This window comes from Enterobacter sp. BIGb0383, assembly GCF_003751845.1.
Classification (GTDB): domain Bacteria; phylum Pseudomonadota; class Gammaproteobacteria; order Enterobacterales; family Enterobacteriaceae; genus BIGb0383.
On the sequence record NZ_RJKQ01000002.1, the window covers coordinates 633,590 to 647,377 of the forward strand.

At 54.4% G+C, this 13,788-nt stretch carries 14 protein-coding genes; 2 read left to right on the forward strand and 12 right to left on the reverse strand.

Annotation, left to right across the window (positions count from 1 at the left end):
* Positions 1–86: 86 nt before the first annotated feature.
* The 4 genes from EDF81_RS11415 to EDF81_RS11430 are packed head-to-tail and all read right to left on the reverse strand — an operon-like array spanning position 87 to position 4,006.
* On the reverse strand, positions 87–1,340 hold the full coding sequence (locus EDF81_RS11415; RefSeq protein ID WP_123348247.1) for a hypothetical protein: 1,254 nt from the start codon (positions 1,338–1,340) through the stop codon (positions 87–89).
* Positions 1,337–2,083 carry an outer membrane lipoprotein-sorting protein gene (locus EDF81_RS11420; RefSeq protein ID WP_123348248.1) on the reverse strand — a complete coding sequence of 249 codons (747 nt, stop codon included), beginning with the start codon at positions 2,081–2,083 and terminating at the stop codon, positions 1,337–1,339. The genes EDF81_RS11415 and EDF81_RS11420 overlap by 4 nt, the downstream gene beginning before the upstream one ends.
* On the reverse strand, positions 2,076–3,335 hold the full coding sequence (locus tag EDF81_RS11425; protein WP_123348249.1) for an FtsX-like permease family protein: 1,260 nt from the start codon (positions 3,333–3,335) through the stop codon (positions 2,076–2,078). The genes EDF81_RS11420 and EDF81_RS11425 overlap by 8 nt, the downstream gene beginning before the upstream one ends.
* Positions 3,323–4,006 (reverse strand): ABC transporter ATP-binding protein, encoded by a 684-nt coding sequence (locus EDF81_RS11430; RefSeq protein WP_123348250.1) that lies wholly within the window; start codon positions 4,004–4,006, stop codon positions 3,323–3,325. The genes EDF81_RS11425 and EDF81_RS11430 overlap by 13 nt, the downstream gene beginning before the upstream one ends.
* A gap of 351 nt (positions 4,007–4,357) precedes the next feature.
* Between EDF81_RS11430 and mutS the strand changes: the two genes are divergently transcribed.
* Positions 4,358–6,919: a DNA mismatch repair protein MutS gene (gene mutS, locus EDF81_RS11435; RefSeq protein ID WP_123348251.1), complete on the forward strand. Its 2,562-nt coding sequence runs from the start codon at positions 4,358–4,360 to the stop codon at positions 6,917–6,919.
* A gap of 27 nt (positions 6,920–6,946) precedes the next feature.
* Positions 6,947–7,324 carry a DUF4440 domain-containing protein gene (locus EDF81_RS11440; RefSeq protein WP_123348252.1) on the forward strand — a complete coding sequence of 126 codons (378 nt, stop codon included), beginning with the start codon at positions 6,947–6,949 and terminating at the stop codon, positions 7,322–7,324.
* A 69-nt stretch (positions 7,325–7,393) separates the two neighbouring features.
* Here EDF81_RS11440 and rpoS read toward each other — a convergent pair whose 3' ends face one another.
* The 8 genes from rpoS to ftsB form a co-directional block, all read right to left on the reverse strand.
* On the reverse strand, positions 7,394–8,386 hold the full coding sequence (gene rpoS, locus EDF81_RS11445; RefSeq protein ID WP_123348253.1) for an RNA polymerase sigma factor RpoS: 993 nt from the start codon (positions 8,384–8,386) through the stop codon (positions 7,394–7,396).
* A gap of 115 nt (positions 8,387–8,501) precedes the next feature.
* On the reverse strand, positions 8,502–9,647 hold the full coding sequence (gene nlpD, locus EDF81_RS11450; protein ID WP_123348254.1) for a murein hydrolase activator NlpD: 1,146 nt from the start codon (positions 9,645–9,647) through the stop codon (positions 8,502–8,504).
* 129 nt (positions 9,648–9,776) lie between these two features.
* A complete protein-coding gene (locus EDF81_RS11455) occupies positions 9,777–10,403 on the reverse strand; it encodes a protein-L-isoaspartate(D-aspartate) O-methyltransferase (RefSeq protein WP_123348255.1) in 627 nt (208 codons plus the stop codon).
* Positions 10,397–11,158 (reverse strand): 5'/3'-nucleotidase SurE, encoded by a 762-nt coding sequence (gene surE, locus EDF81_RS11460; RefSeq protein WP_123348256.1) that lies wholly within the window; start codon positions 11,156–11,158, stop codon positions 10,397–10,399. Before surE ends, EDF81_RS11455 begins: the two co-directional genes overlap by 7 nt.
* Positions 11,139–12,194 carry a tRNA pseudouridine(13) synthase TruD gene (gene truD, locus EDF81_RS11465; RefSeq protein ID WP_123348257.1) on the reverse strand — a complete coding sequence of 352 codons (1,056 nt, stop codon included), beginning with the start codon at positions 12,192–12,194 and terminating at the stop codon, positions 11,139–11,141. The genes surE and truD overlap by 20 nt, the downstream gene beginning before the upstream one ends.
* Positions 12,191–12,670, reverse strand: a complete 480-nt coding sequence (ispF, locus tag EDF81_RS11470; RefSeq protein WP_123348258.1) for a 2-C-methyl-D-erythritol 2,4-cyclodiphosphate synthase — start codon at positions 12,668–12,670, stop codon at positions 12,191–12,193. Before ispF ends, truD begins: the two co-directional genes overlap by 4 nt.
* On the reverse strand, positions 12,670–13,380 hold the full coding sequence (ispD, locus tag EDF81_RS11475) for a 2-C-methyl-D-erythritol 4-phosphate cytidylyltransferase (RefSeq protein WP_123348259.1): 711 nt from the start codon (positions 13,378–13,380) through the stop codon (positions 12,670–12,672). Before ispD ends, ispF begins: the two co-directional genes overlap by 1 nt.
* An 18-nt stretch (positions 13,381–13,398) precedes the next feature.
* Positions 13,399–13,710, reverse strand: a complete 312-nt coding sequence (gene ftsB, locus EDF81_RS11480) for a cell division protein FtsB (RefSeq protein WP_123348260.1) — start codon at positions 13,708–13,710, stop codon at positions 13,399–13,401.
* Positions 13,711–13,788 lie beyond the last annotated feature (78 nt).

Genomic DNA, 13,788 nt, shown 5'->3' on the forward strand with positions numbered 1-13,788 from the left:
ACACGTTGCATTATTGCTGCCATTTTGTAATATTCACACCCGTTAATTCATTTATTTTCCGTATCGATAAAACGGTATCACACTGCTCAAAAATTTACCTTAAGGTTTATAAATGTCAAATTCCTGTCTGGAACATTCGCATACACCGAGTCGGCGAAACCAGTGTAGAAACGGCTTACCAGCTCCAGCGTCATATCAGACTGCCCAGACTCATACACCTGATACGAAAGCCTGGGGGTAGCAACCAGGCCACCATCGGTTGGCGAAATCAACAAATCTACACTCGGCTCAAATTTTTCAAGCCACAGGCGCCTGGAATGTAAAGCAGACATATCCATCTTAAAATGCAGCATCAGATTCTGCGCAACCAGACTTCTGTTATACAACCCGTATGAATAGCTGCTGGCCAACTCTCGCGTATCCGAGTGATGTGATAGTTCGCCTGAACGTTGAATTGCTTGCTTCCACATTTTCTTATCCCAGCTACGACCGTCGTACCAATATTCGCCGATAATATTCAAACCTGCGGTATTAGCCCAATTTAAACCCAGCAGGAATTGATAAGAATCATGACCCATTGCCCATTTTACAGGTTCATTAATGTCGCCTTGCTTGTAGGCCTGATAACGCTGCGCATAAGCAAACGAACTGTGTACCTCCAGGGCGGGACTAAGCACCGCCACGACAGACCCACCAACGGTGCCATAATGCACCTGATCAAAGTACATAATTCCCTGCAGCTCAGTATTTCTGAGCAATGCATAGCGCCGGAACCCGATACCATGTTGTTTTTTTGCCCGCCTGGCTTGATCCGTATTACTGGACGTCCATGACTCATCGGTAGCCACGAGCTCCCATTGTCCGGTGCCATCAAACCAGGAGGCCGTTGCCGCACCGACGCCCTCATCAACCTGTATGCCTGGCGGGTTCCTCTCGTAGGACTTAAAAATGTCTAAGGGACGAAACCCGTACCCGACTCCCCAGTCCAGACGTTCTTTGCCAACGCTTATATCAAGAGGTAAACCCGCTATCTTCATTTCCGGTTGCCAGAACAACTCCTGCACGATGAATTTCTTATCCGTGGAGTTTTGACTGTCCGTCGCCAAAAGATTATTGCCTGTCATCACAAACGTCCCGGTGATATTATTCCACTCGACTGTCGAAGTGATTAGCGAATCCAGAGACTGTGTCGACCCACCAGAATCGTTGTTTAACTTCGTATGACGAGACTGTTCACTTTCCAGACTGTTTTGCCATGTCCAGTTGACATTCAGGTTAGCTTCAGCCCTGACTCCTGTAATGAGCATCAGTAAGATAAACAGACGCCCTTTTTTCGTCATAGTTCAATCCTGGGCTGCTGGATTAAATATGCTGGATTATAATATTTTGCGTCCAACTGATAAGGTACTACGTTCTGGTAATCGATAACCGTTTTCTTTTCAGGTTGAATACTATCAAGGAGTACCATTGAAACTATTTTTTTAGGATGAACATCGTCATCTGCTATAAAAAATGCTTGTTTCGCCATTTTACCTGAGAGTAAATAAAGGTCAGCTTTTAAAGGGAAATCATTTTTCTTATCAAGCCATAACTCGATTCTGGCGTAGGTTTCCCCCGCTGTTTTCGCTGTCAGTTCAAGTCGATTCGACATGATTTTTTTATCTTGAATAACGACTTCCTGATCTCCTTGTAACGTTCCCTGATAGTGTTCGCTCCAGTTCAGGGTCGAAATATCACCAACGGATGCGTTTCCAAGAAGCTTTTGAATTGGGGTAATTCTAATTGGCCTGCGACTCTGTGGCATCAATAACCAGTAATTATCTCCGAGCATAAGCAACTTCTGTCCATCCTCGACCTTCGACCTGAAGAGTACCAGTGATTCACGCATTGGACGGGTATAAACTTCATACAACCGGGTCTTATCAAGCTCATTATTCTGATAGAGCTTAACGACTGTAGTCACCTTCGCATGGGGTTCTTTGGAACGATATTGGTCCGCTTTTTTTAGCATCTGCTCCACCGTTTCAGCATTCGCGGAAAAAACCATAATAGTTGCTAATAGCAGAGTAAGTATTTTAGACATAAATCAGCGCCTCAATGATTGGTTTTTTTACGCCTTTACGAGCAGCAAACCATGCAACGACAAAACAAATTATGGCTACAGCAACTGCGACTCCAATAAAAAGCTCCCAGGACAAATAGATATGCAGTGGATAACTTGAGGTTCTGCCCGGTGCTGGCGGCATTCTAATATCAACTATGGTTAATAGTGACGCCATTGCGGCTGACAATCCGCCTCCGATAACAGCCCCGCAAGTTGCTATTAGCAATGCTTCAAGCAAAAAACCTCTAATAATCTCTATCGAATAAGTGCCTAACGCGGCAAGCGTACCTATTTCACGTGTTCTTTCAGTTACCGACATCGTCATCGAATTAAATAATGCGGCAAAGACCACCAGGGCCATAACTCCGCCCATAATGACGAAAATGCGATTGTATAAATTTTTAACACCGTCATAGAATACAGCTAATTTCTGCCACGGCGTTGTGATTACCGGTTCCACCAGTTTCAGGGTTTTGAGTTTGGCATCGACCTGTTTTTGTGCAGCCAGTGTCTGTTGTGTTTCAAATAAATACACTGATAACGTGCTAACCTTATGCGTTGCGAGCAGGGCTTGCGCGGACGCAACGCTGATATAAAGTTGTCTTTTATCAAGATCCGGGACGCCTGTAGAAAATATCCCCCGGACTTTGAAATCGACCGCATTCAGCACACCATCCGCGGTGGTTGACAGTAATGTGACCACGCCCCCGGTAGTGACTTTGAGATTCTGTGCAAGATTAACCCCTAGCATCACCTCCGGTTCATCTTCTTTAGCGACTCTGTCGCTTTGCGGATTCAGAGTGTTCCCGGATTTCAGCGCCAGAAAGTCACCTTTGATCGAAAATTCCTGGGGATCTATCCCGGTCCCCATATAAATAGTCGACTTTTGACCATTACTAATTAATCCATTAAATTCAATGCGCGGTAAAATAGCATGGACACCCTCAATTCCCCCCAGGGCTTTACCAATCTGTGAATAGTCAGACAACCCATTACTTAGCGGTAGGTCCTCTTCCTCTCCAAAATATCTCGGCTGACTAAGCGTTATATGACCGATACTCATAGCCGTTTCCTTCATTAACGACCGATAGGTATACAGGCCAAACCCGCCTGTGCAACATAAAGCAAAGACAACCACTGTTATAATGGCTATTGACAGTATTGAACGACGACTATTACGTTCCAGGTTAAACCATGCTCTTTTAATAACCTCTGGAATCAGGCGTTCCATTTGATCTCCTCAGATGAGATCAATCCATCTATCAGATTAATATATCTGTCACATTGGCTTGCCATTCGCGAGTCATGTGTTGCGATCACGAAGGTCGTGCCCATTTCGTGACCTAACGTTTTCATTATCTGAATAATTGTGTTTGCTGAATGGCTATCGAGACTGGCAGTCGGCTCATCGGCAATGACTAACCGGGGTTGGTGTACTAACGCTCTGGCGATAGCCACACGCTGCTGCTGGCCTCCGGACAACCGCTCCGGACGATAATCAAGAAAGTCTTCCAGACCTACCTTGATCAGTATTTGCTCTGCTTTTTCTTTTTTCGTTTTTGCACTGAGCTTATTCAGCGTTAATGGATAGGCGACGTTTTCTATGGCTGTCATAACCGGAATTAAATTGAACCGCTGAAAGACGAAACCAAGACTGTTTCGACGTATTGCAGTCGCTTCACTCGCCTTCCGGGGAAATGGTTTTCCATCAATAAATACATTCCCCTGATAGTTCATATCCAGCATTCCCAAAATATTCAATAATGTACTTTTTCCTGAACCCGACGGGCCGCATAATGCCACCATCTCACCGGAAAGAATTTCACCATCCACACCGCCTAATGCTTTTACAACTTGCGTTCCCAATCTGTAGTCTTTTTTTATATTCAAAAATGACAGCATCGTGATTTCCTTTTCAGAAGCATAAGCTAACGTCGCTCAATTTAATCAATGCTAAAATCGAAAACCACATCAAGTGACGAACGGTGCTAACCGGCGATGAACGGTAATATAGTGGGATGAATTGAAAAGTAAGCGCCTTCTTGTCCCCTCAATACTGGTTCCAGGGGCCTTCGTTCATAATGTCAGACTCCCTCCCTGTTTTCCTCCCTCCCGGACTCCGTTATCATACCCCTCCACCCTTATGGGAAGCGGGCAGGACTTCTGCATTCCCGCAGGAAAGCGATGATACTTAATCACAACAATAAAAATCATTAACCCATTAAATTTCAAGCGAATGGACATCACAGACCGATGAACAAACCAGACAATTTAGACGCGCATACGCCCATGATGCAGCAGTATCTGAGGCTGAAGGCGCAGAACCCGGAGATCCTGCTGTTCTACCGGATGGGCGACTTCTACGAGCTGTTTTATGACGACGCCAAACGCGCATCGCAGCTGCTCGATATCTCCCTGACCAAACGCGGCGCGTCGGCGGGTGAACCTATTCCGATGGCGGGCGTGCCTCACCACGCGGTGGAAAACTATCTGGCAAAGCTGGTTAACCTCGGCGAATCGGTGGCTATCTGCGAACAGGTGGGTGACCCGGCGACCAGTAAAGGTCCGGTGGAACGCAAGGTGGTACGTATTGTGACCCCCGGCACCATCACCGATGAAGCGCTGCTGCAGGAGCGTCAGGATAATCTGCTGGCCGCTATCTGGCAGGACAGTAAAGGCTTTGGCTATGCGACCCTGGATATCAGCTCCGGGCGTTTTCGCCTGAGTGAACCATTGGATCGGGAAACCATGGCGGCGGAGCTACAGCGCACCAATCCGGCCGAGCTGCTGTATGCGGAAGATTTTGCTGAAACCGCGCTGATTGAGGGCCGTCGCGGCCTGAGACGTCGTCCGCTGTGGGAATTTGAGATCGATACCGCCCGCCAGCAGCTCAATATGCAGTTTGGCACCCGGGATCTGATTGGCTTTGGCGTTGAGAATGCCCCACGCGGCCTGTGCGCCGCCGGGTGTCTGCTGCAGTATGTGAAGGATACCCAGCGCACCGCCCTGCCGCATATTCGCTCCATCACTATGGATCGTCAGCAGGATAGCATCATTATGGATGCCGCCACCCGGCGTAATCTGGAGATCACTCAGAACCTCGCGGGCGGGATTGAAAACACGCTCGCGTCGGTGCTCGACTGTACGGTGACGCCGATGGGCAGCCGTATGCTGAAGCGCTGGCTGCATATGCCGGTGCGCGATACGGCTGTGCTGCGCGATCGTCAGCAGACTATCGGTGCGCTTCAGGACAGAACCGCCGAGCTGCAGCCGGTGCTGCGTCAGGTTGGCGATCTGGAGCGTATCCTCGCTCGTCTCGCCCTGCGCACTGCCCGCCCCCGCGATCTGGCCCGCATGCGCCACGCCTTCCAGCAGTTGCCGGAACTGCGCGCCCAGCTGGCGGAAGTGCCGGATGCGTCGGTGCAGGCGCTGCGTGAAAAAGCGGGTGAATTTAACGAACTTTGCTCCCTTCTGGAGCGTGCCGTTATCGAGGCCCCGCCGGTGCTGATCCGCGACGGCGGCGTGATCGCCCCTGGCTATAACGACGAGCTGGACGAGTGGCGTGCGCTTGCCGACGGCGCAACCGACTATCTTGATCGACTGGAAGTGCGCGAGCGCGAACGACTGGGGCTGGATACGCTGAAAGTGGGCTACAACGCGGTGCACGGCTATTACATCCAGATTAGCCGCGGCCAGAGCCACCACGCCCCGATCCACTACGTGCGTCGTCAGACCCTGAAGAACGCCGAACGCTATATTATTCCGGAGCTAAAAGAGTACGAAGACAAGGTCCTGACCTCGAAAGGCAAGGCCCTGGCGCTGGAAAAACAGCTTTACGATGAGCTGTTTGACCTGCTTCTGCCGCATCTGGAAGAGCTCCAGCAGAGCGCCAGCGCGCTTGCCGAGCTGGACGTGCTGGTTAACCTTGCCGAGCGCGCCTGGACCCTGAACTACAGCTGCCCGACCTTTAGCGATAAGCCCGGCATTCGCATCAGCGAAGGTCGCCATCCGGTCGTCGAGCAGGTGCTGAACGAGCCGTTTATCGCCAACCCGCTCCAGCTGGCTCCCCAGCGGCGGATGCTGATTATTACCGGTCCGAATATGGGCGGTAAAAGTACCTATATGCGCCAGACTGCGCTGATCGCCCTGCTGGCCTATATTGGCAGCTATGTCCCGGCGCAGAAGGTGGAGATCGGCCCGATTGATCGCATCTTTACCCGCGTGGGCGCGGCGGATGACCTGGCCAGCGGCCGCTCGACCTTTATGGTAGAGATGACCGAAACCGCCAATATCCTGCATAACGCCACCGAGTACAGCCTGGTCCTGATGGATGAGATTGGCCGCGGCACATCCACCTACGACGGCCTCTCTCTGGCCTGGGCCTGCGCGGAAAACCTCGCCAGCCGCATTAAGGCGCTGACGCTGTTCGCCACCCACTATTTCGAGCTGACCCAGCTGGCGGAAAAGATGGAAGGCGTGGCTAACGTCCATCTGGATGCTCGCGAGCACGGCGATACCATCGCCTTTATGCACAGCGTCCAGGATGGCGCGGCCAGCAAGAGCTATGGCCTGGCGGTAGCGGCCCTGGCCGGGGTGCCAAAAGAGGTGATTAAGCGGGCGCGGCAGAAACTGCGCGAGCTGGAAACCCTCTCTCCGAGCGCGGCAGCCACGCAGGTGGACGGCTCGCAGATGTCGCTACTGGCTCCGGCGGAAGAGACCAGCCCGGCGGTCGAAGCGCTGGAGAATCTCGACCCGGATTCACTGACGCCGCGTCAGGCGCTGGAGTGGATTTACCGGCTGAAGAGCCTGGTGTAAACGCAAGATGATGACGAAGGAGAAACCATGACCCGCTGGGAAACAGAGATTATTGATGCCCATATCGCGTTAGAAAACTGGTTAGGTCAGGGTGAAGGTGATTTTGATGCTCTGCTCGCGCGTTTTCGTGCAGATTTTATGATGATTGCGCCGAACGGCGTCCACTTTGATTACGCGGCACTGGCGCATTTTCTTGATAGTCAGCGCGGTAGCCGACCGGGTCTGAAGATTGTCATTAATGAGTTAACGACACTGCAGACGTGGAACAACGGCGCGGTGCTTCACTACCGCGAAACGCAAACACGCCCCGAACAGCCTGTTAACGTACGCTGGTCTACCGCCGTGCTCAATCAGGAAGGCGACAGAATTACGTGGCGCCTGCTGCACGAAACCACGCAGCCGTAAAATCAGCAGACGTAAACCAAAAAGAAAAGGCCAGGTCTCACGACCTGGCCTTTTTTGACGAATGGTTGCTTATTCGCGGAACAGCGCTTCGATATTCAGTCCCTGTACCTGCAGAATTTCCCGCAGGCGACGCAGACCTTCTACCTGAATCTGGCGAACGCGTTCACGGGTGAGGCCAATCTCACGGCCCACATCCTCAAGCGTTGCCGCTTCATAGCCCAGCAGACCAAAACGACGCGCCAGCACTTCACGCTGTTTGGCGTTCAGTTCGAACAGCCATTTGACGATGCTCTGTTTCATATCATCGTCCTGCGTGGTGTCTTCCGGACCGTTTTCTTTCTCATCGGCCAGGATGTCCAGCAGCGCCTTTTCGGAGTCACCGCCCAGCGGCGTATCTACCGAGGTAATGCGCTCGTTGAGACGCAGCATACGGCTTACGTCATCAACCGGTTTATCCAGCTGCTGCGCAATCTCTTCTGCACTCGGTTCATGGTCCAGCTTGTGGGCCAATTCACGAGCGGTACGCAGATAAACGTTCAGCTCTTTAACGATATGGATTGGCAGACGGATGGTACGGGTTTGATTCATGATCGCCCGTTCAATCGTCTGACGGATCCACCAGGTGGCGTAGGTGGAGAAACGGAACCCGCGTTCCGGGTCAAATTTCTCAACCGCACGGATCAGCCCCAGGTTGCCCTCTTCAATCAGATCCAGCAGTGCCAGACCACGATTGCTGTAACGACGGGCAATTTTTACCACCAGACGCAGGTTACTTTCGATCATGCGACGGCGGGAGGCAACGTCTCCACGCAGGGCGCGACGTGCGAAATACACTTCTTCTTCAGCTGTCAGCAGTGGAGAATAACCGATCTCCCCAAGATAGAGCTGCGTCGCGTCCAGTACACGTTGTGTCGAACCCTGCGATAACAGTTCCTCTTCTGCCAGGTCGTTATCACTGGGTTCCTCTTCAACTAAGGCTTTATCGTCAAAAGCCTCAACTCCGTTTTCGTCAAATTCCGCATCTTCATTTAAATCATGAACTTTTAGCGTATTCTGAGTCATAAGGTGGCTCCTACCCGTGATCCCTGGGCAAAGCACCTGAGCCTATCCACATTCAGGCTGCGGCTGTCTCAGCCAGCGGCCTGAATAACGGCAGCATTACAAGTACTTCGCCGGTTTATCGCTGCGGTAAATAACGCAGCGGGTTTACGGATTTCCCCTTGTAACGAATTTCAAAATGCAATCGTGTTGAACTGGTTCCGGTGCTACCCATGGTAGCTATCTTCTGCCCCGCCGTGATTTCTTGTTGTTCCCGGACCAGCATCGTATCGTTATGGGCGTAGGCACTCAGGTAATCATCATTATGTTTGATGATGATTAGATTACCGTAACCTCGCAGCGCGTTACCGGCATAGACGACGCGACCATTTGCGGTTGCGACAATTGCCTGTCCCTTGCTGCCTGCAATATCGACCCCTTTATTACCGCCATCATCGGCGGCGAAGGTATCAGTGACTTTGCCCTCGGTCGGCCAGCGCCATGATGCAATCGGTGAGCTGGTAGACGTGCTGCTTGCAGTCGGTTGGGTAGTGCTAACCGTGGGTGCCGTAACCGGTGTCTGGACGGTGCCTGACGGCCGATTGTTAGGCAACATTTTGTTAGCACTTTGTTCACCTGAAGTCTCAGAATACGTAATTACAGGTTTGGACGCAACCACCGCGGTTGAATTTTGTGCAGAATTTGAGACGATTCCTTGCGCTTTCGCATCTGCCTGGGTTATTGCATTGCCACCGGTAATTGGTGTGCCTGATGCATTACCGACCTGGAGCGTCTGCCCCACGTTCAGCTCATAAGGCGCGGCAACATTGTTGCGCTGGGCCAGATCGCGGAAGTCATTTCCGGTGATCCAGGCGATGTAGAACAGGGTATCACCACGTTTAACGGTATAGGTACTGCCGCCGCTATAGCTACCTTTAGCAATATTGCCGTACTGGCGGTTGTAGACGATACGGCCATTTTCGGTTTGTACCGGCGTCTGGACCTGCGGCTGCGCGGCAGGCTGGATCTGCACAGGTTCCATTTGCGTCGGGCGCGACGCCTGGATCTGCGGCATCGGTGCTGCCGAGGACGTTGCGGCGCTGCCCATTTTCGGCGGCGGCGTAATCAGCATTCCGCCGGAGCCGGAAGAGGAACTGTTGGATCCGCCAACGGAGCTGACCGGTGCAGGCGCGTTATTTGAAGACGTACAGCCCGCCAGCCAGAGTGAAACCAGTGATAATGCCGCGATACGGCTAACAGTGAATTTAGGGCTTCCCGCGCTCATCTTTTTCCCCTGCAAAATAGGTTAACTGCCTGTAACGTAAACAACCGTGCTGCGCATCGCGCCGGACACTGTAAAATGTGTCCACAATACGCTGAAAAGTGGCGAAAAATTCCAGGAAAACTCCGGGTCTTATGCCAGCTCACCCTTAACCAGCGGCACGAAACGCACGCTTTCCACGGTGTCGATGATAAAGTCGTCGCCCCGGCGGCGCACGCGCTTAAGAAGCTGGTGCTCATCGCCAACGGGCAAAACCAGAATGCCGCCATCCGCCAGCTGTGATACCAGCTCGGTCGGGATCTCAGGCGGTGCCGCCGTGACGATAATCGCGTCAAAGGGTGCCTTAACCTTCCAGCCCTGCCAGCCGTCGCCGTGACGGGTCGAGACATTGTGAAGATCCAGCTGCTTCAGGCGGCGACGGGCGTGCCACTGCAGGCCCTTAATGCGCTCCACCGAGCAGACATGGTGTACCAGATGGGCCAGAATTGCCGTCTGATAGCCAGAACCGGTGCCGATCTCCAGCACGCGTGATTCCGGCGTCAGCGCCAGCAGCTCGGTCATTCTCGCCACCATATAGGGCTGGGAAATGGTCTGTCCCTGGCCTATCGGCAGGGAGACGTTTTCCCAGGCTTTATGTTCAAACGCCTCGTCGATAAACATCTCACGAGGCACCAGTGAAATGGCCTCAAGTACCTGTTCGTCTCTGATCCCCTGCTCGCGGAGCTGGGTCAACAGCGTTTGTACACGTTTGTTTACCATTGCGCGTCCACTCCCACGCGATCCAGCCAGCCGGACAGCACCTCCTGGGCGCCGTGGGCGGTCAGATCCACATGCAGCGGCGTCACCGAAACATAGCCTTCATCGACGGCGGCAAAATCCGTATCCGGGCCGGCATCGTGCTTTTCGCCCGGTGGGCCAATCCAGTACAGCGTGTTGCCGCGTGGATCTTCCTGCGGGATCACCTGATCCGCCGGATGGCGGCTGCCGCAGCGCGTTACGCGAATGCCTTTGATCTGATCCAGCGGCAGGTCCGGGACGTTGATATTGAGGATCCGCCCGGTGCGCAGCGGCTCGCGCTGCAGCCCCCGCAAAATGGCACAGGTGACCGCCGCAGCGGTTTCATAATGGGTATGCCCGTTCAGGGAGACGGCCAGGGCCGGAAAACCGAGATGTCGGCCTTCCATCGCCGCCGCGACGGTGCCGGAGTAGATCACGTCATCGCCAAGATTGGCACCGGCATTGATCCCGGAAACCACTACGTCGGGACGCGGGCGCATCAGCGCGTTGACGCCGAGATAGACGCAGTCGGTTGGCGTCCCCATCTGCACCGCGATATCGCCGTTGTCGAAGGTAAAGGTCCGAAGAGAGGATTCCAGCGTCAGCGAGTTAGACGCGCCGCTGCGGTTACGATCGGGAGCCACAACCTGCACCTCGGCAAAGGCGCGCAGGGCTTTCGCCAGCGTCTGAATGCCCGGCGCATGGATCCCGTCATCGTTACTCAGCAATATTCGCATAATCACCTGATGTGTCGATAAGTTCCCTTACCACACTGGTGGCGAAGCTACCCGCAGGCAGCCAGAAACGTAATTCAACGGTTACGTCATCCCACCAGTTCCAGCTAAGTTGTTGCGGATAGAGCAGCATCGCCCGTCGGGCGGCCTCCACCTTTTCCCGCAGCAGCAGCGACTGCAGCAGGACGGCGTCATCATCGGCAACGGAGGCCTGCTCTGCGATAAGCGCCGTGCCAAGCGGCCCCCACTCGCCGCTGCCGGGCAGCGCGGCGGTGATCATCAGCTGATGATCATCGACCCGCATCTGCAACTCTGCCCGCTCTTCTGCGGTTGCGACAAACCAGCTTCCGCGCCCCGCTAATTGTAGCGCATCGCCGTCAACAACTTGATTAAAGTCTGTTTTTTTCAGCCGATCGCTGACTATCTGATTAAACAACGCACTACGGGCCGCCGACAACCAAAAACTGCGTTTATTGCGATCGCGCTGGGGAGCATTGCTTTTGGCCCAGTGCAGCGCGCCCTGCAGGTTGCTGCCGCCGATACCGAAGCGCTGGGCGCCGAAGTAGTTAGGCACGCCCTGCTGTTGGATCGCCTGCAGGCGGGACTCCACCTCATCACGATCGCTGATTTCACGCAGGACCAGCGTGAACTGGTTGCCCTGCAGCGCACCGAGACGCAGCTTGCGCTTATGGCGCGCGTACTCCAGCACCTGGCAGCCTTCCAGCTGGAAGGCGCTCAGATCCGGCATGCCGTTACCCGGTACGCGGGCGCAGAGCCACTGCTCGGTGACCGCGTGTTTGTCTTTCTGCCCGGCAAAGCTGACTTCACGAGCATGAATTTTAAGGAACTTTGCCAGCGCATCGGCGACAAAGCGGGTATTGCAGCCGCTCTTACGAATACGCACCAGAATATGCTCGCCTTCACCGTCCGGCTCAAAGCCGAGATCCTCAACCACCTGGAAATCTTCCGGGTTGGCCTTCAGTACACCGCGCCCCTGCGGCGCACCGTGCAGGAAGGTCAGGTCGTCAAAACCGGTCATTGGCCCGCCTTACGCAACAGCGCCACCGCCTCGCAGGCAATGCCTTCTCCGCGCCCGGTAAAGCCGAGTTTTTCGGTGGTGGTGGCTTTCACGTTGACGTCGTCCATATGGCAGCCGAGATCTTCGGCAATAAAGACGCGCATCTGCGGGATATGCGGCAGCATTTTCGGTGCCTGAGCGATGATGGTGACGTCGACGTTGCCGAGGGTATAGCCTTTGGCCTGAATACGTCGCCAGGCTTCGCGCAGCAGCTCGCGGCTGTCCGCACCTTTAAAGGCCGGATCGGTGTCCGGGAACAGTTTGCCGATATCGCCCAGCGCCGCCGCGCCCAGCAGAGCATCGGTCAGCGCATGGAGCGCCACGTCGCCGTCGGAGTGCGCCAGAAGCCCTTTTTCAAAGGGGATGCGCACGCCGCCAATGATAATTGGGCCTTCTCCGCCAAAGGCGTGTACGTCAAAACCGTGTCCAATTCGCATTATGCATTCTCCTGCAGGGCCGAGCGGGTAAGGTAAAATTCTGCCAGCGCCAGATCCTCCGGGCGCGTGACTTTAATATTATCAGCGCGACCGGCGACCAGCTGCGGATGAAATCCGCAGTACTCCAGCGCCGAAGCTTCATCGGTAATGGTTGCGCCCGCGTTCAGGGCGCGGGTTAAGCAGTCGTGGAGCAGCTCGCGGGGGAAAAACTGAGGGGTCAGCGCATGCCAGAGATCCTGGCGCTCCACGGTGTGGGCAATCAGATTCAGCCCCGGTTCGGCGCGCTTCATGGTATCGCGGACCGGCGCGGCGAGGATCCCGCCGATGCGGCTGGTTTCGCTTAAGCTCAACAGGCGGGCAAGATCGTCCTGATGCAGGCAGGGGCGCGCGGCATCATGGACCAGCACCCACTCCGCGTCTCCGGCGGCGGCCAGTCCGGCCAGCACCGAGTCGGCGCGCTCTGCGCCACCGTCCACGACCGTTATCTGAGGATGCTGCGCCAGCGGCAGCTGTGCAAACCGGCGATCGCCGGGGCTGACGGCAATCACCACGCGCTCGACGCGGGCGTTCGCCAGCAGCGCCGCCACGGCGTGTTCGAGAATCGTTTTGTTACCGATTGAGAGATATTGTTTCGGGCATTCCGTTTGCATACGGCGGCCAAACCCGGCGGCCGGTACCACAGCGCAAACGCCCGGAAAAGTTGCTGCCATCTCGTAATCCTGGGCCTGTTATTGGTTATTCTGCCCTGCGCTCTGGCTGCGTCTGGACGCATCCGGCACCAGGCGATAGAAGGTTTCGCCCGGACGGGTCATGCTAAGTTCGTTGCGTGCGCGTTCCTCAATCGCTTCCTGGCCGCCATTGAGATCGTCAATTTCGGCAAAAAGCTGATCGTTTCGCGCTTTTAATTTGGCGTTAGTCGCCTGCTGTGCGGCCACATCATCGCTGACGCGCTGGTAATCATGCAGGCCATTCTTGCCGAACCACAGCGAGTACTGTAGCCAGACCAGCAAAGCCAGCAATAGCAGCGTTAGTTTACCCATCCTGCCCCCTGAAAAACGGCCTCATCATCCCACAACTCCCCGGAGTACTCCACCCCGGAAGCGGGTGACGCCGCGTAA

Excerpts from the sequence above, each read along its gene's own strand:
- truD (WP_123348257.1), bottom strand. The coding sequence starts at position 12,194 with ATGACCGGTTTTGACGACCTGACCTTCCTGCACGGTGCGCCGCAGGGG.
- EDF81_RS11455 (WP_123348255.1), bottom strand. The coding sequence starts at position 10,403 with ATGGTAAACAAACGTGTACAAACGCTGTTGACCCAGCTCCGCGAGCAG.
- EDF81_RS11425 (WP_123348249.1), bottom strand. The coding sequence starts at position 3,335 with ATGGAACGCCTGATTCCAGAGGTTATTAAAAGAGCATGGTTTAACCTG.
- EDF81_RS11440 (WP_123348252.1), top strand. The coding sequence starts at position 6,947 with ATGACCCGCTGGGAAACAGAGATTATTGATGCCCATATCGCGTTAGAA.
- ispD (WP_123348259.1), bottom strand. The coding sequence starts at position 13,380 with ATGGCAGCAACTTTTCCGGGCGTTTGCGCTGTGGTACCGGCCGCCGGG.
- rpoS (WP_123348253.1), bottom strand. The coding sequence starts at position 8,386 with ATGACTCAGAATACGCTAAAAGTTCATGATTTAAATGAAGATGCGGAA.
- ispF (WP_123348258.1), bottom strand. The coding sequence starts at position 12,670 with ATGCGAATTGGACACGGTTTTGACGTACACGCCTTTGGCGGAGAAGGC.
- mutS (WP_123348251.1), top strand. The coding sequence starts at position 4,358 with ATGAACAAACCAGACAATTTAGACGCGCATACGCCCATGATGCAGCAG.
- EDF81_RS11420 (WP_123348248.1), bottom strand. The coding sequence starts at position 2,083 with ATGTCTAAAATACTTACTCTGCTATTAGCAACTATTATGGTTTTTTCC.
- EDF81_RS11415 (WP_123348247.1), bottom strand. The coding sequence starts at position 1,340 with ATGACGAAAAAAGGGCGTCTGTTTATCTTACTGATGCTCATTACAGGA.
- nlpD (WP_123348254.1), bottom strand. The coding sequence starts at position 9,647 with ATGAGCGCGGGAAGCCCTAAATTCACTGTTAGCCGTATCGCGGCATTA.
- surE (WP_123348256.1), bottom strand. The coding sequence starts at position 11,158 with ATGCGAATATTGCTGAGTAACGATGACGGGATCCATGCGCCGGGCATT.
- ftsB (WP_123348260.1), bottom strand. The coding sequence starts at position 13,710 with ATGGGTAAACTAACGCTGCTATTGCTGGCTTTGCTGGTCTGGCTACAG.
- EDF81_RS11430 (WP_123348250.1), bottom strand. The coding sequence starts at position 4,006 with ATGCTGTCATTTTTGAATATAAAAAAAGACTACAGATTGGGAACGCAA.